The 24,272-nt window shown below is 63.6% G+C and carries 21 protein-coding genes; 8 read left to right on the top strand and 13 right to left on the bottom strand.

The features are described from left to right. Window positions 1-72: 72 nt before the first annotated feature. Complete coding sequence (locus BM382_RS17875) at window positions 73-651, bottom strand: TetR/AcrR family transcriptional regulator (protein ID WP_011064195.1); 579 nt, start codon at window positions 649-651, stop codon at window positions 73-75. A gap of 113 nt (window positions 652-764) precedes the next feature. Here BM382_RS17875 and BM382_RS17870 point away from each other — a divergent pair, with 113 nt between their 5' ends. After that, a complete protein-coding gene (locus BM382_RS17870) occupies window positions 765-1,691 on the top strand; it encodes an ABC transporter six-transmembrane domain-containing protein (protein ID WP_170866332.1) in 927 nt (308 codons plus the stop codon). Between the two features lie 3 nt (window positions 1,692-1,694). Here the strand turns inward: BM382_RS17870 and BM382_RS17865 are convergent, their stop codons facing one another. The 3 genes from BM382_RS17865 to BM382_RS17855 form a co-directional block, all read right to left on the bottom strand. Beyond that, window positions 1,695-2,663, bottom strand: coding sequence for a Ca2+-dependent phosphoinositide-specific phospholipase C (locus BM382_RS17865; RefSeq protein ID WP_019093094.1), 969 nt, complete (start codon window positions 2,661-2,663; stop codon window positions 1,695-1,697). 119 nt (window positions 2,664-2,782) lie between these two features. Then, complete coding sequence (locus BM382_RS17860) at window positions 2,783-4,759, bottom strand: methyl-accepting chemotaxis protein (RefSeq protein WP_072443471.1); 1,977 nt, start codon at window positions 4,757-4,759, stop codon at window positions 2,783-2,785. A gap of 192 nt (window positions 4,760-4,951) precedes the next feature. Next, window positions 4,952-5,872, bottom strand: coding sequence for a LysR substrate-binding domain-containing protein (locus tag BM382_RS17855; protein WP_011064199.1), 921 nt, complete (start codon window positions 5,870-5,872; stop codon window positions 4,952-4,954). 150 nt (window positions 5,873-6,022) lie between these two features. Here BM382_RS17855 and BM382_RS17850 point away from each other — a divergent pair, with 150 nt between their 5' ends. Then, a complete protein-coding gene (locus BM382_RS17850) occupies window positions 6,023-7,429 on the top strand; it encodes a NorM family multidrug efflux MATE transporter (RefSeq protein WP_053154533.1) in 1,407 nt (468 codons plus the stop codon). Between the two features lie 18 nt (window positions 7,430-7,447). Here BM382_RS17850 and BM382_RS17845 read toward each other — a convergent pair whose 3' ends face one another. Then, window positions 7,448-9,121, bottom strand: a complete 1,674-nt coding sequence (locus BM382_RS17845) for a putative bifunctional diguanylate cyclase/phosphodiesterase (protein ID WP_011064201.1) — start codon at window positions 9,119-9,121, stop codon at window positions 7,448-7,450. A gap of 268 nt (window positions 9,122-9,389) precedes the next feature. Between BM382_RS17845 and rep the strand changes: the two genes are divergently transcribed. Next, window positions 9,390-11,399 (top strand): DNA helicase Rep, encoded by a 2,010-nt coding sequence (gene rep, locus BM382_RS17840; protein WP_011064202.1) that lies wholly within the window; start codon window positions 9,390-9,392, stop codon window positions 11,397-11,399. A gap of 56 nt (window positions 11,400-11,455) precedes the next feature. Continuing rightward, a complete protein-coding gene (locus tag BM382_RS17835) occupies window positions 11,456-12,028 on the top strand; it encodes a xanthine phosphoribosyltransferase (RefSeq protein ID WP_011064203.1) in 573 nt (190 codons plus the stop codon). A 105-nt stretch (window positions 12,029-12,133) separates the two neighbouring features. On the opposite strand, the gene BM382_RS17830 is transcribed toward BM382_RS17835, so the two are convergent. From BM382_RS17830 to dadA, 6 genes are all read right to left on the bottom strand, one after another. Then, window positions 12,134-14,065 carry an acetyl-CoA hydrolase/transferase C-terminal domain-containing protein gene (locus BM382_RS17830; protein ID WP_072443469.1) on the bottom strand — a complete coding sequence of 644 codons (1,932 nt, stop codon included), beginning with the start codon at window positions 14,063-14,065 and terminating at the stop codon, window positions 12,134-12,136. 136 nt (window positions 14,066-14,201) lie between these two features. Then, window positions 14,202-14,618: a c-type cytochrome gene (locus BM382_RS17825; RefSeq protein WP_011064205.1), complete on the bottom strand. Its 417-nt coding sequence runs from the start codon at window positions 14,616-14,618 to the stop codon at window positions 14,202-14,204. 182 nt (window positions 14,619-14,800) lie between these two features. Beyond that, entirely contained in the window at window positions 14,801-15,349 is a 549-nt protein-coding gene (locus BM382_RS17820; protein ID WP_015637462.1) for a cupin domain-containing protein, read from the bottom strand. A gap of 131 nt (window positions 15,350-15,480) precedes the next feature. Beyond that, a complete protein-coding gene (gene alr / locus BM382_RS17815; protein ID WP_019093097.1) occupies window positions 15,481-16,554 on the bottom strand; it encodes an alanine racemase in 1,074 nt (357 codons plus the stop codon). A 91-nt stretch (window positions 16,555-16,645) separates the two neighbouring features. Next, window positions 16,646-16,999: a RidA family protein gene (locus tag BM382_RS17810; protein WP_011064208.1), complete on the bottom strand. Its 354-nt coding sequence runs from the start codon at window positions 16,997-16,999 to the stop codon at window positions 16,646-16,648. Further along, the gene (gene dadA / locus BM382_RS17805; protein WP_011064209.1) at window positions 16,971-18,272 is read right to left on the bottom strand and encodes a D-amino acid dehydrogenase; all 1,302 of its coding nucleotides are present in this window, start codon (window positions 18,270-18,272) and stop codon (window positions 16,971-16,973) included. Before dadA ends, BM382_RS17810 begins: the two co-directional genes overlap by 29 nt. A gap of 156 nt (window positions 18,273-18,428) precedes the next feature. On the opposite strand from dadA, the gene BM382_RS17800 reads away from it, so the two are divergent. Beyond that, window positions 18,429-18,917 (top strand): Lrp/AsnC ligand binding domain-containing protein, encoded by a 489-nt coding sequence (locus BM382_RS17800; RefSeq protein WP_011064210.1) that lies wholly within the window; start codon window positions 18,429-18,431, stop codon window positions 18,915-18,917. Window positions 18,918-18,961: 44 nt separating this feature from the next. On the opposite strand, the gene BM382_RS17795 is transcribed toward BM382_RS17800, so the two are convergent. Beyond that, window positions 18,962-19,315 (bottom strand): YkgJ family cysteine cluster protein, encoded by a 354-nt coding sequence (locus tag BM382_RS17795; protein ID WP_011064211.1) that lies wholly within the window; start codon window positions 19,313-19,315, stop codon window positions 18,962-18,964. 148 nt (window positions 19,316-19,463) lie between these two features. Between BM382_RS17795 and BM382_RS17790 the strand changes: the two genes are divergently transcribed. Further along, on the top strand, window positions 19,464-20,756 hold the full coding sequence (locus BM382_RS17790) for an NAD(P)/FAD-dependent oxidoreductase (protein ID WP_065365035.1): 1,293 nt from the start codon (window positions 19,464-19,466) through the stop codon (window positions 20,754-20,756). 27 nt (window positions 20,757-20,783) lie between these two features. Here BM382_RS17790 and BM382_RS17785 read toward each other — a convergent pair whose 3' ends face one another. Further along, a complete protein-coding gene (locus BM382_RS17785; RefSeq protein ID WP_065365034.1) occupies window positions 20,784-21,029 on the bottom strand; it encodes a DUF1127 domain-containing protein in 246 nt (81 codons plus the stop codon). Between the two features lie 180 nt (window positions 21,030-21,209). Here BM382_RS17785 and BM382_RS17780 point away from each other — a divergent pair, with 180 nt between their 5' ends. Together BM382_RS17780 and BM382_RS17775 are read left to right on the top strand one after the other, a co-directional pair. Beyond that, on the top strand, window positions 21,210-22,634 hold the full coding sequence (locus tag BM382_RS17780) for an aminotransferase-like domain-containing protein (RefSeq protein WP_019093687.1): 1,425 nt from the start codon (window positions 21,210-21,212) through the stop codon (window positions 22,632-22,634). 66 nt (window positions 22,635-22,700) lie between these two features. Continuing rightward, a complete protein-coding gene (locus BM382_RS17775) occupies window positions 22,701-24,269 on the top strand; it encodes a phospholipase D family protein (protein ID WP_072443467.1) in 1,569 nt (522 codons plus the stop codon). The last annotated feature ends 3 nt before the right edge of the window (window positions 24,270-24,272 follow it).

Below are 24,272 nucleotides of genomic sequence, written 5' to 3'. Positions count from 1 at the left end.
CTGAAGAATCGTTTCAGCAAGGCCAAAAACCCCAACTAGCCGGACAAACTCCACTCCGCTGGCCGTTTCCTGTCAGCCCTCGAATCCCAGCAGCAGGCCAGCCACTTCCATGACTTCCTGCAACGCCGACTGGGCAGCTTCGGGGGAAGCCCGCAGCAACAGGTCATCGGCGTAACCCATGGTCTGGGCGAACAGTTGCCTTGCCGCGCGCTCGGGGCTGGCGCAGCGGAACACCCCCGTGCGGACCCCATCGGCAATGATCGCCGCCAGCATGTCCCGCCACTGGCCGTTGATCCTCAGGTAGGCCTGCGCCAGCTCGGCGTCATGCATGGCTTCGTCCCAGGCATCGAGCCACAGCGCCCAGCCGGCTTCGGCGGAATCGGGCAGGCAGTCACGGAGAAACCCCAGCAAGGCGTCCATGGGCGCGGCACCGCGCAGGGGCTGGCCCACCGCCTCCAGCTGGTCATCGGCAAACCGCACGAAGGCTTCGCGGCGCAGCCCCTTCCAGTCACTGAAGTAGTGATAGACGTGGCTGCGAGACAGCCCCGCATGCTCGGCCAGGTCACGGGTGGAAACCTCGGCGAAACCCTTGCTGCGGAATAATTCCAGGGCCGCCTGGATGATCTGGTCTTTACGGTCGTTACGCGACATGTGCAATCAGGCCTCTTGGCGCCAGGATGGACGGCGCTTGCATTTTGAGCGTTCGCTCAAAGATAATTGAGCAGTCGCTCAATATTAACCGTTATCACTCTTGTGGTGCACTCATGTCCGCCGTCACCCCACTCATCGTCGTGGATCCAACCCAGAAAATCGGCCAGCAGACCGCCAGCCAGACCCTCAAGGCCATTGCCCGGGCCTATCCGGGCAAGCTGTTCGTCACCTTGTCCCTGGTGGCCCTGGAAAACGCCCTGCTGCTGGCCTACCCGCTGTTCGCCGGCTTCGCCGTGGATTCGATCCTGCGGGGCGACGCTGCCCATGCGCTGATCTATGCCCTGGTGGTGCTGGGCTTCTGGGTAGTGGGCGCGGCGCGGCGCGCGGTGGACACCCGTACCTTCACCCGCATCTACGCGGACCTGGCGGTGCCGGTAATTCTCAACCAGCGCCTGCAACAGCAGGACACCTCCACCGCCGCGGCGCGGGTGGTGCTGGCCCGGGAGTTCGTCGACTTCTTCGAAAAGCACGTGCCGACCATCGCCACGGCCCTGGTGTCGATCGTCGGGGCGGCAGTGATGCTGCTGGTGATCGAACCCTGGATCGGCCTCGCCTGCCTCACGGCGCTGTTGCTGTGCATGACCCTGCTGCCACGTTTTGCCCGGCGCAACCAGCAACTGCACGAACGCCTGAATAACCGGCTGGAAAAGGAAATCGGCCTGGTGGCCAGGGTCGGCGCGGTCTCGCTGCAGCGTCACTATCGCCTGCTGTCGCGGCTGCGCATCGGGCTCTCGGATCGGGAAGCCGCGGCCTATCTGTTCCTTGGCGCTGTGGCAGCGGTGCTGTTCGTCATTGCCATCAGCCAGTTGGCGCTGTCGCCCGAGATCAAGGCCGGCCATGTGTATGCGGTGATGACCTACCTGTGGACCTTTGTCAGCAGCGTCGATGAAGCACCGACCATGGTCGATCAACTGGCGCGCCTGCGGGACATCGGCAAGCGCGTGGACCCGGGGCTCGGTGAACCGACCGAACCCCGGTGAAGCTCAGAACGGCCGGATGCGATAGCCGCCGGAGTTCTGCTCGGCGAACTTGTAGTAGGCCGAGAGGTTGACCTTCTCGCTGATGTGCTGGGCGAACGACACCCCGTCATCGCCCCAGACCCGGCCCACATGGCTGTAGGCAAAGGCCTGGGCCGCCCACTTCTTGTCGCCCTTGGACATGTTGTTCATGGCCACGTAGCCGGACGACTGGCCGGACATGCCACTGACCTTGCCGCTGACATCGTTCTGGCCATTGGTCACCGGCGAGATGAACACCTTGGCGCTGGAAGTCCGGGCCTCGGCGTACTGCGAGAGCTTCTGGTTTTCCGAGTGGTTGAGCACCAGCAGGACCTTGCCCTGAAGCTGGCTGGCGGTGGGCCAGGACTTGCCCTTGAGGTTGCCCTGCAAGGCGCCCGCGCTGCTGCCGATGTGCGTGGCCAGGTCCTGGGGGGTATAGAGCTTGCCCTGGAAGACCCGGCTCACCAGCTCATCGAAATCCTTGGGCGTGCGCCCCGAGCTTTCCTTCGACCAGCCCTGCTTCTTGTCGAGGATCACCGTGATGGGAAAGTGCCCGGGGTGGTTGTCGCTCCAGTTCTTGACGTCGTTGAGGCAGGCTTCGAGATCGTTCTTGCCGGTGCCATCGCCCGTGCAATTGTTGTCGTTGCCGGACTGGAACAGGGTGCCGGGGTTGTGCCGCACGAACCAGTGCCGGGGCGAGCCGCCGGTCACCGCATCGCGCTGGTCCCAGAAGTCCAGTTCCAGGGTGCGCACACTGTCGAGCACGCTGCTGAAGGTGCTTGCGTATTGCTTCTCGTAGCAGTTGTGACAGGCCACCTGGGCGATGCCGTTGAACGGGGTATTCCAGGTAGCCGGGGCGATGAACGCCGGGCTTTCCTGGCTGAACGCCGCCGGGCTGAGCAAGAGTGCCGACAGCGCCAGGGCGCGGGGGACGAAACGGGAAAGATGAGTCATGCCAGCTCCTGCTGAAAGGGAGGTCCTTGGGGCAAACCACTGCTCATCTGTTTTAGTCGAATCAAGCCTCATTGCAACTTTCGCCCCCCAACCAGGATTGAGGGGCGAGGCGCCAGCCGTCAGCGGAAGCGATCGACTTCCTGGCGCAGGTCCGCGGCCAGGGTTTCCAGCTCACGGGCAGTGACCGCCAGGTTGGACACCACTTCACGCTGCTCGCTGTTGGCCTGGGCAATGCTCTGCAGATTGCTGCTGAGTACCGTGGCGGTGCTGCTCTGCTCCTGGGTCGCGGTGGTGATGGCGGCAAACTGCTCGCCGGCGCTGCGGCTCTGCTCGTCGATCAGGGCCAGGGCCGAGGCCACGTCGGCGTTGCGCGACAGGCCTTCCTGCATCAGGCGGTTGCCCTGCTCCATGGTCTGGATGGCGTGGCCGGTTTCCTGCTGGATGCTGTTGATCATCTGGGAGATTTCATCCGTGGCTTCACGGGTACGCGAGGCCAGGTTGCGTACCTCATCCGCCACCACGGCAAAACCGCGGCCCTGCTCACCGGCCCGGGCGGCCTCGATAGCGGCATTCAGGGCCAGCAGGTTGGTCTGGTCGGCAATCGCGGTGATCACTCCGACAATTCCGCCGATCTCCTGGGAGCGCTGGCCCAGGGTGTTGATCACCGTGGCCGTGCTGTTGAGGGCTCCGGCGATCTGTTCCAGGGAAGACGAGGCCTCTTGCATGGAGGTGCGGCCAATATGGGTCTGCTGGGCGTTTTCCTGGGCCAGGCGCTGGGTACTGCCCATGTTGTCGGCGATGTTCAGCGAGGTGGCGCTGAACTCCTCCACCGCCCCGGCCATGCTGGTGATCTCGCCGGACTGCTGCTCCATGCCTTCATATGCACCGCTGGACAAGCCGGACAGCACCTGTGCCCGGCCGTTGACCTCGGCGGCAGAGCGGCGGATGTGCTCGACCATGGTCGACAGGGCTTCGCCCATCTGGTTGAAGCTGCGGGCCAACTGGCCGATTTCGTCATGGCTGGCAACGTTCAGCCGTGCGCTCAGGTCACCGCCGCCCAGGGCCTGGGCCTGGCGCACCAGGTCGCTCAGCGGTGCCAGCTTGCTGCGCAGCAGCCAGACCGTAGCGCCCACCGCCAGCAGCATGGCCAGCAGGCTGCCGATCACCAGCCGAATACCAACGCTCCAGGTCACCGCGCGGATCTCTGCCTTGGGCATGCTCGCCACCACCGACCAGGGGCCACCCTCGAACGGCACTGCCAGGCTGTAGAAGTCTTCGCCCTGATCACTCCAGAAACGCCCCTTGCCCGGCTCCTTGGCCGCTTGCGCCATGACCTGCGCCGCCTGCTCCGGCGCCTGCACGCCGGCCGGTGGCACCAGCCACTTGTTCTGCTCGTCGAGCAGGGCCAGGGAGCCGCTCTGGCCGATGCGGAAGCGCTTGAGGTTGGCGAACTGGGCATTTTGCGCATCGGTGTAATCGAAGCCGACAAACAGCACCGCGATGACCTTGCCGCTGCGGTCCAGCACCGGGGTGTACTGGGTCATGTAGAAGCGTTCGAAGAGCAAGGCCCGGCCCACATAACCCTGACCCGCCATGAGTTTCTGATAGGCCGGGTGGGCATGGTCGAGCAAGGTGCCGATGGCACGGCTGCCATCCTGCTTGCTCAGGGAGGTACTGACCCGCACGAAGTCATCGCCACTGCGCACGAACAAGGTCGCCACACCGGCGGTCATCTGCTTGAACTGGTCGACTTCGGCGAAGTTGTTGTTCAGCACCACATCCCCCAGGTGCAATCCCGGGGTCTGCACCCCGGCCACGCTCACCGGTTGTTCCGGATGCAGGCTCAGGCCGCTGCTGAAGCGGTTTTCGAACAGGCCGCTGAGGCGCTGGGTGCTCTCGCGCAGGCTACCGTGGAACGTGTTGAGCTGATCGGCCAGCAGGCGGGCTTCACTGGCCAGGTGTTCCTCTCGGGTGTCGAGGTTCGCCGAGTCCAGCGAACGCAAGGCGAACAGGGTGCTGCCGCTGATCACCAGGGCGAGTATCAAGGCAAGGGCGAGCCCTAGCTGAGAGGCTATGCGGGCACGGGGTTGGGACATGATGGCTCCTTGCCGAGAAGGCGGATCATCCTGATCGGTCAGCACCCTCGGCAGTCATAATTCTAAGATTTTTAATCAGTTAGGACCTTCCTGAACGCTGGTTCCATAACCCATGGATTCGGCGGCACGAGCCAATACTTGAGCGCTTTGCAGGGATATTTGCACGCCCCGCCAGCCGGGTACTGCAACGTTTCAGCCCAGGCGCTCTACGGCGGGCAGTTGCATGGCCTGGACCTCGCCCTGAAGGAAGTCGCTGAGGCGCCGCAAACGCTCGCCTCCGGGCCGGGTCCTGGGCCACACCAGATAGTAGTTCAGGCCACTGGCCACCGCTGTCGGCCAGGGCAGGCTCAAGCGACCCTGGGCCACATCCTCGGCAACCATCAGCAAGTCCCCCATGGACACGCCATAACCCCGCGCAGCGGCAATCATCCCCAGCTCCAGGGTGTCGAACACCTGCCCGCCCTTGAGGGACACCTGGTCGGTCAGGCCCATGTGCTCCAGCCAACTGCGCCAGTCGCGGCGGTCCGGGGTCGGGTGCAACAGCTCGGTGGCGGCCAGGCGCGCCACGTCCCAAGGCTGATCATTGAGCAGGTTCGGCGCGCCCACCGGAATCAGCAGTTCGGGAAACAGGTAGCTGGCCTCCCAGTCCGGGGGGAAGTGGCCATTGCTCAGCAGCACCGCGCAGTCGAAGGGCTCCTGGTTGAAGTCCACCGAGTCCACGTCCATCCAGGCACTGGTGAGCTGCACCTCATTGCCCGGCTGCAAATGGCGGAAGCGGCTGAGTCGCGCCAACAGCCAGCGCATGGTCAGGGTCGAGGGCGCCTTCATGCGCAGGATGTCATCTTCGGCACGCAGGGTATTGCAGGCCCGTTCCAGGGCACCGAAGCCCTCGCGTATCCCCGGCAGCAGCAAGCGCGCCGCCTCGGTCAGTTGCAAGTTGCGCCCGCTGCGCTGGAACAGCCGGCAAGCGAAGTGATCCTCCAGGGTCCGGATATGCCGGCTGACCGCGCTCTGGGTGATCGACAGCTCTTCGGCTGCCCGGGTGAACGAGCTGTGCCGGGCCGCTGCCTCGAAGGCGCGCAGGGCATACAGCGGAGGAAGACGACGGGACATGCAGGCACTCCAGAAGGTGACAGGGCCACGCTACCAGAAAGTGCTTCGCATGAGTTTTAATCATGCCAGCAATCGTTTTTATCCCTTTGTGCTATGGGCCAAGAGCGCCGAGAATCAGCGCTCTCCCGGACTTTCCCCTGATCGAGCCTGATGACCATGCAGCATCCAGCACGTACCGAACTCTGGGCCATCCTGCGGCTGGCGGGGCCGCTGATCGCCTCGCAGCTGGCGCACATGCTGATGGTCCTCACCGACACCCTGATGATGGCCCGCCTGAGCCCCGAGGCCCTGGCCGGCGGCGGCCTGGGTGCGGCCAGCTACTCCTTCGTATCAATCTTCTGCATCGGCGTGATTGCCGCGGTGGGCACGCTGGTAGCGATCCGCCAGGGCGCTGGCGACATCGAGGGCGCCGCGCGTCTGACCCAGGCCGGGCTCTGGCTGGCCTGGCTGATGGCCCTGGTGGCCGGCCTGCTGCTGTGGAACCTCAAGCCGCTGCTGTTGCTGTTCGGCCAGACCGAAAGCAACGTCCACGCCGCCGGCCAGTTCCTGCTGATCCTGCCGTTCGCCCTGCCCGGCTACCTGAGTTTCATGGCCCTGCGCGGCTTCACCAGCGCCATCGGCCGGGCCACGCCGGTGATGGTCATCAGCCTGGGCGGCACCGTGGCCAACTTCCTCCTCAACTACGCGCTGATCACCGGCATGTTCGGCCTGCCGAAGCTCGGCCTGGTGGGCATTGGCCTGGTGACCGCCATCGTCGCCAACTGCATGGCCGTGGCCCTGGCCTGGCACATCAAGCGCCACCCGGCCTACGCCTCCTACCCTCTGCGCCAGGGCCTGTCCCGGCTGAACACCCATTACCTGCGGGAACTGTGGCGCCTGGGCCTGCCCATCGGCGGCACCTACGCGGTGGAAGTCGGGCTGTTTGCCTTCGCCGCCCTGTGCATGGGCACCATGGGCAGCACGCAACTGGCAGCGCACCAGATCGCCCTGCAGATCGTCTCGGTGGCGTTCATGGTGCCGGCGGGGATTTCCTACGCCATCACCATGCGCATCGGCCAGCATTACGGCGCCGGGCAATTGCTCGATGCACGATTGGCCGGGCGCGTGGGCATCGCCTTTGGCGCGGTGGCGATGCTGGGGTTCGCCATGATCTTCTGGCTGCTGCCCAACCAACTGATCGGGCTGTTCCTCGACCACAACGACCCGGCCTTCGCCGAGGTGATCCGGCTGGCCGTGAGCCTGCTGGCGGTGGCCGCCTGGTTCGAGCTGTTCGACGGCACCCAGACCATTGCCATGGGCGCGATCCGGGGCCTCAAGGATGCCAAGACTACCTTCCTGGTGGGTCTGGGCTGCTACTGGCTGATTGGCGCACCTTCGGCCTGGCTGATGGCCTTCACCCTGGGCTGGGGGCCGACCGGTGTCTGGTGGGGCCTGGCCCTGGGGCTGGCGTGTGCGGCCATCAGCCTGACCCTGGCATTCGAGTGGCGAATGCGCCGCATGATCCGGCGTGAGCCGCCCGTGCCGGCCATGACTCTCCAGGCCGGCCAGGCGGATTGAGCCCGAACCGACGCCGGTTTAAACCGTCCCTTCCTGCAGCGCCTGCTGGCTGCTGCCGAAGGTCAGATAGTCCATCAGTTCCGCCAGGGGCAGCGGCTTGCTGATCAGATAGCCCTGGGCCTGGTCGCAACCAAAGCCCCGCAGCAAGGCCAGCTGTTCCGCCGTCTCCACGCCTTCGGCCACCACATTCAGGTTCAGGTTATGGGCCAGGTTGATCATGGCGTGGACCAGCTTGCGGTTCTCTTCGCGCTGCTCCATGCCGCCGACAAAGCTCTTGTCCACCTTGAGCAGGGTAATGGGCAGGCTGTTGAGGTGGACGAAGGAAGAGAAGCCGGTACCGAAATCGTCCAGGGAGAAACGCACTCCCAGGCGACCCAGGGCATCCATGGTCTGCTTCACCAGGTCACTGCGGCGCATCACTGCGGTCTCGGTCAATTCGAATTCCAGCCACTGGGCCTCGACTCCGCGTTCGGCAATCAGGCGGCTCAGGGTCGAAAGCAGTTGGCTGTCCTGGAACTGGCGGAACGACAGGTTCACCGCCATGTGCAACGGCGGCAGGCCGCGTTCGCGCAGGGCCTGCATGTCCCGCAGGGCTCGGGAAATCACCCAGTAGCCCAGGGGCACGATCAGCCCGCTCTGCTCGGCCAGGGGCACGAACTCGCTGGGCGGCAACAGGCCGCGCTCGCCATGGCGCCAGCGCACCAGGGCTTCAAGGCCCACGATCTTGCCGTCATGCAGGTTCAGCCGGGGCTGGTAGTGCAGCTCCAGTTCGTCGCGGCGCAGGGCCCGGCGCAGTTCGCTTTCCAGGTCGGCCAGGCTGCGAGCGTTGCGATTGATCCGCTCGTTGAAGATATGAAAGGTACAGCCCTGGGTGCTCTTGGCCTGTTGCATGGCGATGTGTGCATGCCACATCAGCGGGTCGGCGCCGGCATTGGCCCGGGCATGGGCAATCCCCAGGCTGCAGCCGATCAGCAGGCTTTCGCCATCGACCCAATAGGGCTCGGCCATGGCTTCGGTGATGCGCTCGGCCATCCACTCGGCCCGCTGTGGGGCGCGGCGGGTATCGATGAGCAAGGCAAACTCATCACTGCCCAGGCGGGCCAGTTGATCGCCGGCCTCAAGCTGGCTTTTCAGGCGCGAGACCACCTGCAGGATCAGCCGGTCGCCGGCCTGGTGGCCCAGGGCGTCGTTGGCGTGGCGGAAATTGTCCAGGTCGAGATGGCCCAGGGCCAGGCCACGGCCTTCGTTTTCCGCCAGGCGCGCGGCCAGCAAGGTCTGGAACCCCTGGCGGTTGGCGATGCCGGTCAGGGGGTCCTGCTCTGCCAGGCGCTGCAGGGTGTTTTCCAGCAGGCCGCGCTCACGTACATGGCGCAGGCAACGGCGCAGGGCATCGGTACTCAGGCAGGAACTCACCAACCAGTCGCTGACGCCTACAGGGGCTACGGGCGGTTCCTGGTCCAGCAGCAACACGGTGGGCAGGCTGCAACGCCCGGGGCCGGGCTGCAAATGAGGAAGGGTCAACAGGACCGCGTTGCGGTCGTCTTCAAACAAACGGCTGACAGACTCCCAGCTGGGAGCACTGATCAATACCACCGAGTCTCCCAACGGAGCGACACACTCGCGCAACAACGCTGTCCACACCGGCTCTTCAGCCAGTAGCAGCAAACGCAAGGGTTCGACAGGCTTAGACAAGCTAGCTCCCTAGACTCTGCAAATTAAGTTGGCGGCGGGCATTATGGCGCGCAAATAAACAATAACAATTGATATTGATTATCATACGCAATTTCTTGTGCCGCTCTAACTCGAACATTAGACGCATATTCAGCGCGCATCCTGAGGGAAAGTATCAAAACCGGCAAATTTAGATCGCGTTGTGCGTCACAAGTCGGACAGAGGCAGCAGAATCCGTCCAGCCTGTTAAAATGCCCGCCCTTTTCGTAACCGATCCCTTTTTACCGTCATGTCCCGACTCAATCCCCGGCAGCAAGAAGCCGTGAACTATGTCGGCGGCCCTCTTTTGGTGCTCGCCGGCGCAGGCTCCGGCAAGACCAGCGTGATCACCCGCAAGATCGCGCACCTGATCCAGAATTGCGGCATCCGCGCCCAGTACATTGTCGCCATGACCTTTACCAACAAGGCCGCGCGGGAAATGAAGGAGCGGGTCGGCACCCTGCTGCGCAGTGGCGAAGGCCGTGGCCTGACGGTCTCGACCTTCCACAACCTGGGCCTGAACATCATCCGCAAGGAACATGTGCGGCTGGGCTACAAGCCGGGCTTCTCGATCTTTGACGAGACCGACGTCAAGGCCCTGATGACCGACATCATGCAGAAGGAGTATTCCGGGGACGACGGCGTCGACGAGATCAAGAACATGATCGGCTCGTGGAAGAACGACCTGATCCTGCCCGCCGAGGCCCTGGAAAACGCCCGCAACCCCAAGGAACAGACCGCCGCCATCGTCTACACCCACTACCAGCGCACGCTCAAGGCGTTCAACGCAGTGGACTTCGACGACCTGATCCTGCTGCCGGTGAAGCTGTTCGAAGAGCACGCCGACATCCTGGAGAAATGGCAGAACAAGGTGCGCTACCTGCTGGTGGACGAATACCAGGACACCAACGCCAGCCAGTACCTGCTGGTGAAGATGCTGATCGGCAAGCGCAACCAGTTCACCGTGGTGGGCGACGATGACCAGTCGATCTACGCCTGGCGCGGCGCACGCCCGGAAAACCTGATGCTGCTCAAGGACGACTACCCGTCCCTGAAAGTGGTGATGCTGGAGCAGAACTACCGCTCCACCAGCCGTATCCTGCGCTGCGCCAACGTGCTGATCTCCAACAACCCCCACGAATTCGAAAAGCAGCTGTGGAGCGAGATGGGCCACGGCGACGAGATCCGCGTGATCCGCTGCCGCAACGAAGATGCCGAGGCCGAACGGGTGGCCATGGAGATCCTTAGCCTGCACCTGCGCACCGACCGCCCCTACAGCGACTTCGCCATTCTTTACCGGGGTAACTACCAGGCCAAGCTGATCGAACTGAAGCTGCAGCACCACCAGGTGCCCTATCGCCTGTCCGGCGGTAACAGCTTCTTCGGACGCCAGGAAGTAAAGGATCTGATGGCCTACTTCCGCCTGATCGTGAACCCGGATGACGACAACGCCTTCCTCCGGGTGATCAACGTGCCGCGCCGGGAAATCGGCTCCACGACCCTGGAAAAACTCGGCAACTACGCCACCGAACGCAAGATCTCGATGTACGCCGCCACCGACGAGATCGGCCTGGGCGAACATCTGGACAGCCGTTTCACCGACCGCCTGGCGCGCTTCAAGCGCTTCATGGACCGGGTCCGCGAACAGTGCGCCGGCGAAGACCCGATTTCCGCCCTGCGCAGCATGGTCATGGACATCGACTACGAGAACTGGCTGCGCACCAACAGCTCCAGCGACAAGGCGGCGGACTACCGGATGGGCAACGTCTGGTTCCTGATCGAGGCCTTGAAGAACACCCTGGAAAAAGACGAAGACGGCGAGATGACCGTCGAAGACGCCATCGGCAAGCTGGTCCTGCGCGACATGCTGGAACGTCAGCAGGAAGAGGAAGACGGCGCCGAGGGCGTGCAGATGATGACCTTGCATGCCTCCAAGGGTCTGGAATTTCCCTACGTGTTCATCATGGGCATGGAAGAGGAAATCCTCCCGCACCGCTCCAGTATCGAAGCCGATACCATCGAGGAAGAACGGCGCCTGGCCTATGTGGGCATTACCCGCGCGCGTCAGACCCTGGCCTTTACCTTTGCGGCCAAGCGCAAGCAGTACGGTGAAATCATCGACTGCGCGCCAAGCCGCTTCCTCGATGAGCTGCCCCCGGACGATCTGGCCTGGGAAGGCAACGACGACACCCCGACCGAAGTGAAGGCCGTTCGCGGCAATAGCGCCTTGGCGGATATACGCGCGATGTTAAAGCGTTAAAATCGACTATTTTTTAACAGACCTTTGGCCCAGACGTGGCCAGTAGAGGAAGCTCCGTGGAAGCACTGCACAAGAAAATTCGCGAAGAAGGCATCGTGCTTTCCGATCAAGTACTGAAGGTCGACGCCTTTCTGAACCATCAGATCGACCCGCAGTTGATGAAGTTGATCGGCGACGAATTCGCCACGCTGTTCAAGGATTCGGGCATCACCAAGATCGTCACCATCGAAGCCTCAGGGATAGCCCCGGCGATCATGACCGGTCTGAACCTGGGCGTGCCGGTGATCTTCGCCCGCAAGCACCAGTCCCTGACCCTGACCGAGAACCTGCTGTCGGCCACCGTGTACTCCTTCACCAAGCAGGTGGAAAGCACCGTCGCCATTTCCCCGCGGCACCTGACCAGCAGCGACCGCGTGCTGATCATCGACGACTTCCTGGCCAACGGTAAGGCGTCCCAGGCACTGATCTCGATCATCAAGCAGGCCGGCGCCACCGTGGCCGGCCTGGGCATCGTCATCGAGAAGTCGTTCCAGGGCGGCCGTGCCGAACTGGACTCCCAGGGCTACCGCGTGGAATCCCTGGCCCGGGTCAAATCCCTGGCCGGCGGCGTGGTCACCTTCATCGAGTAACCCCGCCCGCCAGAGCAACAGACTTGTGTAGGAACTGGCTTGCCAGCGAAGACGCCCTTGAGAGCAGCGCAAGACTTGAAGGCCCATTCGCCGGCAAGCCGTCTCCTACGACAAGTTGGGGGCCGTGGCCTGCAGACCCGCCAGCAGGAACCGCTGGTACAGGTCTTCACGCAGGCCTTCGGGTTTCTCCAGCCCCATGCGTTCCAAGTGCTCGGCAAACGCCGCGGGCTCCGGTGCGTCGAGTGCCGCCTTGCCCAGCTCGAGGATCTCGCTGAGCTTGAACTTGCTCTTGAGCCAGTTCAGCGCCCGCAGCAGATCGCGCTCCTGGGCGCTGAAATCACTGCCCAGCGGATACTCCGGGAACAGGTGGCGATGACGCGCCTGAATGTTCTGCAAACGCTGTGGGCTGTTGTCGGCAAAACGCGGCTCCAGACGAAAGTCCTTCGCCAGCTTGCCGGCTTTCTGTGCCTGCTCGATCAATCCGGCCTGGAAGCGTGAATCGCTGATATTGAGCAACGCCTCGATCACCTTGGCGTCCGTCTTGCCCCGCAGATCGGCGATGCCGTACTCGGTGATCACGATGTCCCGCAGGTGCCGGGGGATGGTGCAGTGGCCGTATTCCCAGACAATGTTGGAACTCACCTCCCCCGCCGACTCACGCCAGCTGCGCAGGATCAGCACCGAGCGGGCATCCGCCAGGGCATGGCCCTGCGCGACGAAGTTGTATTGCCCGCCCACCCCGCTCAGCACGCGCCCGCCCTGCAACTGGTCGGACACCGCCGCCCCCATCAGGGTCATGGTGAAGGCGCTGTTGATAAAGCGCGCATCCCGGCGTTGCAGACGCTTGAGCTCCTCATGGCCATACAGCTCGTTGATGTAGCTGATGGCGGTCATGTTGAACTGCGCCAGCCTGCTCTTGGGCAGCTCCCGCAGGCGCTGATAGAAGCTGCGCGGGCCAAGGAAGAAACCGCCATGGATCGAGACCCCGCCGACAGCCGAATCCGGATCCAGGGTGCCGGCATTGGCTTGCTCTTGCAGCGCCACGGTCGGGTACACCTTGCGCCGCACGATGCCCGCGTCGGCCAGGGCCAGCAGGCCGTTGACGAACATTTCGCTGCAGCCGTAGAGCCCTTGGGCAAAGGGCTCGACACCCCCTTCGCGATCGATCAGCGGCTGCCAGTAATCCACCTGCAGGTCTGCCAGCAGTGCGCGGTAGCCCTCGTTGTCCGCCTGCCGTGCGAGCAAGGCCGCGGTCAGCGCATCGCCCATGGAGCCAATGCCGATCTGCAGGGTGCCGCCGTCGCGCACCAAGGTGCTGGCGTGCAGGCCTATGCAATGGTCCTGGATGCCCACGGGCATGTTCGGCGTGGAGAACAACGTACTGCGTTCCTCTTCGTCGATCAGCAGGTCGAGGTCCGCGGCATCGATTTCCGAGTCACCCGGCATATAGGGCAGGTCGCTGTGGACCTGGCCGAGGATCAGGATGGTTTCCCCCTGCGCCCGGCGCTTGGCAATCATCGGCAACATGTCGAGGGTGATGTCCGGGTTGCAGCTCAGGCTCAGGCGTCCCGGGTCTTGCGGGTCCCTGGCCAGCAGTTGCGCCACCAGGTTCAGACCGGCTGCGTTGATGTCCCGGGCGGCATGGCTGTAGTTGCTGCTGACGTAGTCCTGCTGCGCCGGGGCACTGTGCAGGAGGCTGCCGGGCTGCATGAAGAACTGCTCGACGCGAATGTTCGCCGGCAGGCTGTCGCGATGCAGGTCAGCGAGAAAATCCAGCTCCGGGTAGTCACCGAATACCCGTTCGACGAAGGGTTCGAGAAAGCGCTTCTGCAAACCGTCGCCCAGGGCCGGCCGGCCCAGGCTCAAAGCGGTGTAGATGGTCAGCTGGCGTTCCGGCATCCCGGCGATGCGCCGGTACAGGGCATTGGCGAAACGATTGGGTTTACCCAGCCCCAGGGGCATGCCCATGTGAATGTGTTGCGGCAAACGCGCGAGCACTTCATCCACCGCATGCTCGATAGAACAGGATTGCAGCATCTGACCCTCCGGGGACCGTCCATGAGTTGAGGTTGGACCGAGCTTGCCGGGAGTTTGCTGCATTGACCAGTACACAGGGCAAATTACGCCCACAAAAAAGCCGCTCGTAAGCGGCTTTTTCGCTGAAGATGGCGGCTTATTTCAGGCCGGACATCTTCTGGATTGCACCTTTGAGCTCGTCATCGGAGCAATCGGCGCAAGTGCCTTTAGGCGGCATTGCGTTGATCCCGGTGATGGCCTTGGCCAGGATGCCGTCGAGGCCGCCCTGGTGATCGGCGCGCTCTTTCCAGGCTGCGGTGTCACCGATTTTCGGTGCGCCCAACAGGCCGGTGCCGTGGCAAGCGTTGCAGTGCTTGGCGATCACGTCATCCGGGGATTTCGCGCCACCGCCACCGCCCGCAGAGGCGGCCACTTCCATACCCTTGCATTCCTGCCCCTGGACGCAGACCTGGCCGACAGGCTCAAGACGCTTGGCAATATCATCATTAGTCGCAGCTTGAGCGCTGACTGCCCAAAGGGCCAATACGGTTGCTGGTGCGGCCAGCATTTTCATAATTAGGTTCACGCGTACACCCTCAATGGTGGCTAGTCACGCCTGCGGCCACGGTTTCGCAGGCGGGCGAAAGTATAACGGTTAGCCCGCCACACTGAAACAACCCCAAAGTCGAAGGGGTCTTATTCGCGGCAAAATGTCGCTGGGGGCCTCTCTGCAAGCCTTGCAGGACGCCTCTTGATCTAGAAGTTCGCCGGAGTGGCTGCGCTGATTAGTCGCGCCGGAACATCGAACGGATTACGGAAACGGTGCGGCTTCGTACTCTCAAAGTAGTAGCTATCGCCGGCTTCGAGGACAAATGTTTCAAGCCCTACCACCAGTTCCAGGCGCCCCTCGAGGAGAATCCCGGTTTCCTCGCCGTCGTGGGTGAGCATCTCTTCACCGGTATCGGCACCCGGCGGGTAGATCTCGTTGAGGAAGGCAATGGCGCGGCTCGGATGAGCCCGACCCACCAGCTTCATGGTCACCGCACCATCGGAGATGTCGATCAGTTCGTGGGCCTTGTAGACGATCTGAGAAGGCGTTTCCTGGAGGATTTCCTCGGAAAAGAACTCCACCATGGACATGGGAATGCCGCCCAGCACCTTGCGCAGCGAGCTGATCGAGGGGCTGACGCTGTTCTTTTCGATCATTGAAATGGTGCTATTGGTGACGCCCGCACGCTTGGCGAGTTCACGCTGGGAAAGACCTTTCAGTTTACGGATGGATTGTAGTCGTTCACCGACGTCCAATGCGGCAGCCTCCTAGGCGGGAATCAGGCGTTGTTGTAATTGAGCGTTATCATGGCGACAGCGTTCAGTATTTACAACACTTGCTCCCGATTCCCCCCGGGAAGGCGACTTTCGGTACAGCCCACGGAATCTCAGCCTTCGCAGTACACCAACGGTACCCGGCGCAGGTTGCAGAACAGCTGATAAGGGATGGTATCGGCGGCCTGCGCAACATCGCTGGCGAGGATGTTCTTGCCCCACAACTCCACGGTCGAACCAAGACCGGCCTGGGGCACGTCCGTCAGGTCGACACACAGCATGTCCATGGACACCCGGCCCAGCAGGCGGCTGCGCTGGCCGGCCACCAGTACCGGCGTACCAGTAGGCGCATGGCGCGGATAACCGTCGGCATACCCCATGGCCACCACGCCGATGCGCATTGGCCTGTCGGTGATGAACCTGGCGCCGTAGCCCACCGGCTCGCCGGCCGGCAGTTCACGCACGCAGATCACCTTGGACTCCAGGGTCATTACCGGCTGCAAGCGCGCGGCCACCGAGTTGTTTTCTTCGAACGGCGTCGAACCGTAGAGCATGATGCCCGGGCGCACCCAATCGCTGGGTACGCTGGGCCAGCCCATGACCGCCGGCGAATTGCGCAGGCTGATTTCCGCTCCGAGGCCCTGGCGAGCCGCTTCGAATACCGCCACCTGCTCGCTGCTACGCGGGCAGTCCAGTTCATCGGCGCGGGCAAAGTGGCTCATCAGCACGATCTTCTCGACCTTGCCGCTGGCCTGCAGGCGCTGATACGCCGCCTGGTAATCCTTGGGATGCAGGCCGACCCGATGCATGCCCGAGTCCAGCTTGAGCCAGACCGTCAGTGGCTTGGCCACGGCCGCCTGCTCGATGGCTTCGAGTTGCCACAGCGAATGCACCACGCACCAGAAATCATGCTCGACGATCAGCGCCAGCTCGGATGCTTCGAAAAAACCTTCCAGCAGCAGCACCGGCGCACGAATGCCCGCGGCGCGCAGCTCCAGGGCTTCTTCGATGCAGGCCACGGCGAAACCGTCGGCCTCGCCTTCCAGTGCCTGGGCGCAGCGCACCGCGCCATGGCCGTAGGCATCGGCCTTGATCACCGCGAGAGCACGAACTCCCGAAATTTCACGGGCCAGTTGGTAGTTGTGACGCAGGGCTTGGAGATCGATCAGGGCACGGGCAGGGCGCATGGCGGCAGACTTCTAGGCGGTCATGGGGAATAAAAAACCGGTGCTGGATAACGGCGAGCCGCCACCGGCACCGGGAGAGGGATCTTGTCGCTTAAGGCAGAGCGGCCACTACGGACAGCTCGACCAGGATTTCCGGTTCGCACAGCTTGGCTTCGACCGTGGCCCGGGCCGGCGCCACGCCTTTTGGCAGCCACTGGTCCCAGACACTGTTCATGCCAGCGAAGTGGGCATCGATGTCCTTCAGGTAGATGGTCACCGACAGCAGCTTGCTCTTGTCGGTACCGGCCAGATCCAGCAGGCGTTCGATGTTGGCCAGGGTCTCGCGGGTCTGCTGTTCGATCCCGGCCTGCATGTCATCACCGACTTGCCCGGACAGATACACCGTACCGCCGTGGACAACAATCTGGCTCATGCGCTCATTGGTGAGCTGGCGCTGGATTGACATGTTTAGCTGACTCCTGAGGGTTACCGTAACGGGAAATATCGAGGCCTTCGGCGCTGATCTGCGGCTTTTTCTTGGCCATCAGGTCCGCCAGCAGGCGACCGGACCCGCAAGCCATGGTCCAGCCGAGCGTACCGTGGCCAGTGTTCAAGAACAGGTTGCGGAACGGCGTGGCGCCCACAATCGGCGTGCCATCCGGGGTAGTGGGACGCAGCCCGGTCCAGAAACTGGCCTGGGACAGGTCGCCGCCCTGAGGATAGAGATCGTTGACGATCATCTCCAGCGTTTCACGCCGGCGCGGATTGAGCGAGAGGTCAAAACCGGCTATCTCAGCCATGCCGCCGACCCGGATCCGGTTGTCGAAACGGGTGATCGCGACCTTGTAGGTTTCGTCGAGGATGGTGGAAGTCGGGGCCATGGCCGGGTTGGTGATCGGCACGGTCAGGGAGTAACCCTTGAGCGGGTACACCGGCGCCTTGATGCCCAGCGGCTTGAGCAATTGCGGCGAGTAGCTGCCCAGGGCCAGCACGTAGCGGTCGGCGGTTTCCAGCTTGCCGTCGATCCACACGCCGTTGATCCGGTCACCGGCAAAGTCGATGCGCTGGATGTCCTGGCCGAAGCGGAATTCCACACCCAGCTTGCTGGCCATTTCCGCCAGGCGCGTGGTGAAGATCTGGCAGTCGCCAGTCTGGTCGTTGGGCAGGCGCAGGGCACCGGCGAGGATGTCAGTGACGTTGGCCAGGGCCGGCTCGACCCGGGCGATGCCTTCGCGGTCCAGCAGTTCGAACGGCACGCCGGATTCCTTGAGCACGGCGATGTCTTTCGCCGCACCGTCCAGCTGCGCCTGGGTGCGGAACAGCTGGGTAGTGCCCAGGCTGCGGCCTTCGTAGGCAATGCCGGTTTCCGCTCGCAACTCGTCGAGGCAGTCACGGCTGTATTCGGACAGGCGCACCATGCGTTCCTTGTTCACCGCATAGCGGCTGGCGGTGCAGTTGCGCAGCATCTGTGCCATCCACAGGTACTGGTCGATGTCGGCCGTGGCCTTGATCGCCAGTGGCGCGTGGCGCTGCAGCAGCCATTTGATGGCTTTGAGCGGTACACCCGGAGCGGCCCAGGGCGACGCATAGCCAGGCGAGACCTGGCCGGCGTTGGCGAAGCTGGTTTCCATGGCGGCGGCCGGCTGACGGTCCACTACGGTCACTTCAAATCCGGCTCGAGCCAGATAATAGGCACTGGTGGTTCCGATAACGCCACTGCCCAAGACCAGAACGCGCATTTTCATATCCTCATCGCGGCTTGACCGCTGACGTTTGTTATTCAGAGCAAAGATGGGCGCAGTGTAAGAAACATTGAGCAGTGATTTTCACTATATAACCGCCTATATTTGGCGAGAATTCTCGGCGATATTGCTTTTCACGGAGGGGCATCCCCTATGCGCACCAACCATCAGACCCGTCGGGCCCTGGACAAGATCGATCGCAATATCTTGCGGATACTCCAGGCCGACGGACGCATTTCCTTCACCGAGCTGGGGGAGCGAGTGGGCCTCTCCACCACCCCCTGCACCGAGCGCGTGCGCCGCCTGGAGCGCGAAGGGATCATCATGGGCTACAACGCGCGGCTCAATCCGCAGCACCTCAAGGGCAGCCTGCTGGTGTTCGTCGAGATCAGCCTGGACTACAAGTCCGGCGATACCTTCGAGGAGTTTCGCCGGGCGGTGCTGAAGCTGCCCCACGTGCTGGAGTGCCACCTGGTGTCCGGCGACTTCGACTATCTGGTCAAGGCGCGGATCTCGGAAATGGCGTCCTACCGCAAGTTGCTGGGGGACATCCTGCTCAAGCTGCCCCACGTGCGCGAGTCCAAGAGCTACATCGTCATGGAAGAGGTGAAGGAGAGCCTGAGCCTGCCGATTCCGGATTGAAGCGAGAGGGTGCAGCCTTCGCCGGCAAGCCGGGGTGCTCGGGGCTAGACCAGGACCTGGCGAGTGCTGGCCATGTAGTCGTGGATCTGTTTTTCGACCCGGGGGTGGATCATCTCCACCGGGCGCCGGCCGTTGGGGCAAGGCAGGCTCGGCGTGGTGCCGAACAGGCGGCAGATCAGCGGACGCTCGTCATACACGGTGCAACCGTTGGGTCCCAGGTGCACGCAGTTGAGCTCGTCCATGGCAGCTTCCTGCTCGGCAGCGGTCTTGCGCGGCAGGCGGGACATTTCCTCCGGCGAGGTGGTCACCGGGCCGCAGCAGTCGTGGCAGCCGGGAACGCACTCGAAAGAGGGAATCTGCTGACGCAGGCTGCGGACGATTTGACGGTTACAGCTCATGAAAAAGACTACCGGGGCATGAATAGCCGTGAATTCTGCCCTAAATGCCTGGCGGCAGACAGGACCGGGCGTCCTGCGGTTGCCCCGGCGCAAAGGCCCGACTTATGCTCCGCGCATTTTTACCGACACCATCATCAGGACGCATCCCATGCCCGCCAGCCTTCAGCACGCCGCTTCCTACTATGCCGCCAGCAGCCTGCCGCAACCTGACTACCCAGCGTTGGCGGGCGATCTGACAGCCGATGTGTGCGTGGTCGGGGGCGGTTTTTCCGGGCTCAACACCGCGCTGGAACTGGCCGAGCGTGGCCTCAGCGTGGTCCTGCTGGAGGCGCACAAGATCGGCTGGGGCGCCAGCGGGCGCAATGGCGGGCAGTTGATTCGCGGCGTCGGCCACGGCCTCGACCAGTTCACCAAGGTGATAGGCAAGGACGGAGTGCGGCAGATGAAGCTCATGGGGCTGGAGGCGGTGGAGATCGTCCGCCAACGCATCGAGCGTTTCCAGATCCCTTGCGACCTGACCTGGGGCTACTGCGACCTGGCCAACAAGCCGGCCGACCTTGCCGGCTTCGCCGAAGACGCCGAGGAACTGCGCAGCCTGGGCTATCGCCACCAGACCCGGCTGCTGCAGGCCGATGAAATGCACAGCGTGGTGGGTTCCAAGCGCTATGTTGGCGGCTTGATCGACATGGGTTCGGGCCACCTGCACCCGCTGAACCTGGCCCTGGGCGAAGCCCGGGCGGCGCAGCAACTGGGGGTGCAACTGTTCGAGCACTCTGCGGTGACCCGCATCGACTACGGCCCCGAGGTCAAGGTCCACAGCAGTCGCGGCACCGTCCGGGCCAAGACCCTGGTGCTGGGCTGCAACGCCTACCTCAACGATCTCAATCCGGAATTGGGGGGCAAGGTGCTTCCGGCCGGCAGCTACATCATCGCCACCGAACCCTTGAGCCCGGCCCTGGCCCAGGAACTGCTGCCGCAGAACATGGCGGTCTGCGACCAGCGCGTGGCCCTGGACTACTACCGCCTTTCGGCTGACCGGCGCCTGCTGTTCGGGGGTGCCTGTCATTATTCGGGGCGTGACCCCAAGGACATCGCCGCCTACATGCGGCCGAAGATGCTGGAAGTGTTCCCGCAACTGGCCGCAGTGAAGATCGACTACCAGTGGGGCGGCATGATCGGCATCGGCGCCAACCGCCTGCCGCAGATCGGCCGGCTCAAGGACCAGCCCAATGTGTATTACGCCCAGGCCTATTCGGGCCACGGCCTGAATGCCACGCACCTGGCGGGCAAGCTGCTGGGCGAGGCCATCAGCGGCCAGCACGGCGGCGGTTTCGACCTCTTCGCCAAGGTGCCGCACATCACCTTCCCGGGCGGCAAGCATCTGCGCTCGCCGCTGCTGGCCCTGGGCATGCTCTGGCACCGCTTGAAGGAACTGCTCTGACCCTCCCCGTGGCTGCGCGGCGTCGGCCTACAGCCGCCAGAACGGCTTGAGACCTTCGGCCCGCGCCTCTTCCCGGCTCAGGCCGACATCGCGCAACTGCTCGGCAGTCAGCTCCAGCAACGACTTACGCGTGCGCAGCCGATGCCAGTACAGACCCAGCGGGCTCAGCCCGGGCGGTGCAGAACGTGGCAGGCGTGCCGCCAGTGCCTGCTCCTGCTCTGCCTGCAGCTCCTGACTCCGTAACGACAGACGCACATCGCTCAAGCCGTTCATCTGTATTGCTCCTGTTTGCTCAAAGTTGCCATGAGCCAATAGGATGCTTGGTGCGCAAAAACCATTACAGACTCAATACAGCGGTATTAACTCCATACAGTTTTGCCAAAAATCCTGCTGAATCCTGTATTTTTGCCCCATCTGTACCGGTCCTCGCGCCCCCCACTACGAGCCAATGCCATGACCCTCTACGTCAACCTCGCCGAACTCCTGGGCACCCGCATTGAGCAGGGCTTCTACCGCCCCGGCGATCGGCTGCCCTCAGTGCGCGCCCTGAGCGTCGAGCACGGGGTCAGCCTGAGCACCGTGCAGCAGGCCTACCGCCTGCTGGAAGACAACGGCCTGGCGATGCCCAAGCCCAAGTCCGGCTACTTCGTGCCGCCCAGCCGCGAACTGCCCGCCCTGCCCGCCGTTGGCCGCCCGGCCCAGCGACCGGTAGAGATCTCGCAGTGGGACCAGGTGCTGGAACTGATTCGCGCCGTGCCGCGCAAGGACGTGGTGCAACTGGGCCGGGGCATGCCGGACATCACCACACCCACCCTCAAGCCTCTGCTTCGGGCCCTGGCCCGCCTCAGCCGGCGCCAGGACATGCCAGGCCTGCACTACGACAACATCTACGGCGTGCTGGAGCTGCGCGAGCAGGTCGCGCGGCTGATGCTGGATTCCGGCTGCCAGCTGGGGGCCGGCGACCTGGTGATCACCACTGGCTGCCACGAGGCGCTGTCCACCAGCATTCGCGCCATCTGCGAACCGGGGGATATCGTCGCCGTGGACTCGCCGAGCTTCCACGGCGCCATGCAGACCCTCAAGGGCCTGGGCATGAAGGCCCTGGAGATCCCCACCGACCCCATTACCGGAATCAGCCTGGAAGCCCTGGAACTGGCTTTGGAACAGTGGCCGATCAAGGCCATACAGTTGACGCCCAACTGCAACAACCCCCTGGGCTACATCATGCCGGAGCCGCGCAAGCGGGCACTGCTGACCCTGGCCCAGCGCTTCGACGTGGCGATCATCGAGGACGATGTGTATGGCGAACTGGCCTACACCTACCCGCGCCCGCGCACCATCAAGTCCTTCGACGATGATGGCCGGGTGCTGCTGTGCAGCTCGTTCTCGAAAACCCTGGCCCCAGGCCTGCGCATCGGCTGGGTGGCGCCCGGCCGCTACCTGGAACGTGTACTGCACATGAAATACATCAGCACCGGCTCCACGGCCCCGCAGCCCCAGGTAGCCATCGCCGAGTTTCTCAAGAGCGGCCACTTCGAGCCGCATCTGCGCAAGATGCGCACCCAGTACCAGCGCAATCGTGACCTGATGCTCGATTGGGTCAGCCGCTACTTCCCCGCCGGCACTCGCGCCAGCCGGCCACAGGGCAGTTTCATGCTGTGGATCGAACTCCCCGAGGGCTTTGATGCTCTGAAGCTCAACCGAGTGCTGCTCGAGCAAGGGGTGCAGATTGCCGTGGGCAGCATCTTTTCCGCCTCGGGCAAGTACCGCAATTGCCTGCGGATGAACTACGCTGCCAAGCCAACCGCGCAGATCGAAGACGCGGTACGCAAGGTCGGCGCTGCAGCCATCAAGCTGCTCAGTGATACCTCGGACTGACCCCGACCCGAAGCAGGAAGCCAGCCGTCCCATGCCAACCCGTGCCGTGATGCGAGATGACCTGACTTGAACCCTATACAGGCCTTCACCTGGCTTCTGCTGCTGAGCCTCGGGCTGGGCGGCTGCGCTACCCGCGAGGTGCCGTACCAACCCAGCCAGGCCCTGCCCGCCCGTGATTCGGGCTTTGCCCAGTCGATCCGGGCCCAGGCCGCGCCCTACCAGGGGCGTTCCGGCTTTCGCCTGCTACCCAACAGCACCGAAGCGTTCATGGCCCGCGCCGAGCTGATCCGCAACACGCAAAGCAGCCTCGACCTGCAGTACTACATCGTCCACGACGGCATCAGCACCCGCATGCTGGTGGACGAGCTGCTCAAGGCCGCCGACCGTGGCGTGCGGGTACGCATCCTGCTGGACGACACCACCAGCGACGGCCTGGACCAGATCATCGCCACCCTGGCCGCCCATCCGCAGATCCAGATCCGCCTGTTCAACCCTCTGCACCTGGGCCGCAGCACCGGCCTGACCCGGGCCATGGGCCGCCTGTTCAACCTGTCGCAGCAGCATCGGCGGATGCACAACAAGCTCTGGCTGGCAGACAACAGCGTGGCCATCGTCGGCGGGCGCAACCTGGGGGATGAATACTTCGACGCCCAGCCCAACCTGAATTTCACCGACATCGACATGTTCAGCGTGGGTCCGGTGGCCGAGCAACTGGGCCACAGCTTCGACCAGTACTGGAACAGCGCCCTGAGCCGCCCCATCGGCGAGTTCCTGTCCAGCACACCTTCCACCAAGGCGCTGGACAACACCCGGCTGCGCCTCGAGGAATCCTTGCAGGACAGCCGCCGGCAGAACCAGGCGCTGTACCGGCAGTTAATGACCTACCAGACCCAGCCGCGCATGGACATCTGGCGCAAGGAACTGATCTGGGCCTGGAACCAGGCCCTGTGGGACGCTCCGGCCAAGGTCCTGGCCAAGGGTGACCCCGATCCGCACCTGCTGCTCACCACCCAGCTGGCACCGGAACTGAGCGGGGTCGGCAAGGAGCTGATCATGATCTCGGCCTACTTCGTTCCGGGGCAGCCTGGGCTGGTGTACCTGACCGGGCGCGCGGACGCCGGAGTCTCGGTGAGCCTGTTGACCAACTCCCTGGAAGCCACCGACGTGCCAGTGGTGCATGGCGGCTATGCGCCCTATCGCAAGGCATTGCTGGAACATGGAGTGAAGCTCTACGAACTGCGCCGACAACCCGGCGAGCGCGGTGGCAGCGGGCCGCACCTGTTCCACAGCGGCTCCTACAAGGGCTCCGACTCCAGCCTGCACAGCAAGGCGATGATCTTCGACCGACGAAAGAGCTTCATCGGCTCGTTCAACTTCGACCCCCGTTCGGTGCTGTGGAACACCGAGGTCGGGGTGCTGGTGGACAGCCCCGAGCTGGCTGAACATGTCCGCGCCCTGGCCCTGCAGGGGATGGCGCCGGCCCTGAGCTACCAGGTCAAGCTGCTGGACGGCAAGCTGGTCTGGGTGACCGAGGACCAGGGCCAGTTGCACAGCCTGGGCCATGAACCCGGCAACTGGTGGCGCCGCTTCAATGCCTGGCTGAGCACCCGCATCGGCCTGGAACGCATGCTCTGAGTG

The organism is Pseudomonas sp. NFPP25, from assembly GCF_900116505.1.
GTDB lineage: Bacteria > Pseudomonadota > Gammaproteobacteria > Pseudomonadales > Pseudomonadaceae > Aquipseudomonas > Aquipseudomonas protegens.
The sequence above is the reverse complement of the archived record's forward strand: the minus strand, read 5'-3'. Positions and strand labels throughout refer to the sequence as shown.

Bases quoted from the DNA above. Each gene is read 5' to 3' on its own strand.
- BM382_RS17875 (WP_011064195.1), bottom strand. From the start codon at position 651: ATGTCGCGTAACGACCGTAAAGACCAGATCATCCAGGCGGCCCTGGAA.
- BM382_RS17870 (WP_170866332.1), top strand. From the start codon at position 765: ATGTCCGCCGTCACCCCACTCATCGTCGTGGATCCAACCCAGAAAATC.
- BM382_RS17865 (WP_019093094.1), bottom strand. From the start codon at position 2,663: ATGACTCATCTTTCCCGTTTCGTCCCCCGCGCCCTGGCGCTGTCGGCA.
- BM382_RS17860 (WP_072443471.1), bottom strand. From the start codon at position 4,759: ATGTCCCAACCCCGTGCCCGCATAGCCTCTCAGCTAGGGCTCGCCCTT.
- BM382_RS17855 (WP_011064199.1), bottom strand. From the start codon at position 5,872: ATGTCCCGTCGTCTTCCTCCGCTGTATGCCCTGCGCGCCTTCGAGGCA.
- BM382_RS17850 (WP_053154533.1), top strand. From the start codon at position 6,023: ATGACCATGCAGCATCCAGCACGTACCGAACTCTGGGCCATCCTGCGG.
- rep (WP_011064202.1), top strand. From the start codon at position 9,390: ATGTCCCGACTCAATCCCCGGCAGCAAGAAGCCGTGAACTATGTCGGC.
- BM382_RS17830 (WP_072443469.1), bottom strand. From the start codon at position 14,065: ATGCTGCAATCCTGTTCTATCGAGCATGCGGTGGATGAAGTGCTCGCG.
- BM382_RS17825 (WP_011064205.1), bottom strand. From the start codon at position 14,618: ATGAAAATGCTGGCCGCACCAGCAACCGTATTGGCCCTTTGGGCAGTC.
- alr (WP_019093097.1), bottom strand. From the start codon at position 16,554: ATGCGCCCTGCCCGTGCCCTGATCGATCTCCAAGCCCTGCGTCACAAC.
- BM382_RS17810 (WP_011064208.1), bottom strand. From the start codon at position 16,999: ATGTCAATCCAGCGCCAGCTCACCAATGAGCGCATGAGCCAGATTGTT.
- dadA (WP_011064209.1), bottom strand. From the start codon at position 18,272: ATGCGCGTTCTGGTCTTGGGCAGTGGCGTTATCGGAACCACCAGTGCC.
- BM382_RS17800 (WP_011064210.1), top strand. From the start codon at position 18,429: ATGCGCACCAACCATCAGACCCGTCGGGCCCTGGACAAGATCGATCGC.
- BM382_RS17795 (WP_011064211.1), bottom strand. From the start codon at position 19,315: ATGAGCTGTAACCGTCAAATCGTCCGCAGCCTGCGTCAGCAGATTCCC.
- BM382_RS17790 (WP_065365035.1), top strand. From the start codon at position 19,464: ATGCCCGCCAGCCTTCAGCACGCCGCTTCCTACTATGCCGCCAGCAGC.
- BM382_RS17785 (WP_065365034.1), bottom strand. From the start codon at position 21,029: ATGAACGGCTTGAGCGATGTGCGTCTGTCGTTACGGAGTCAGGAGCTG.
- BM382_RS17780 (WP_019093687.1), top strand. From the start codon at position 21,210: ATGACCCTCTACGTCAACCTCGCCGAACTCCTGGGCACCCGCATTGAG.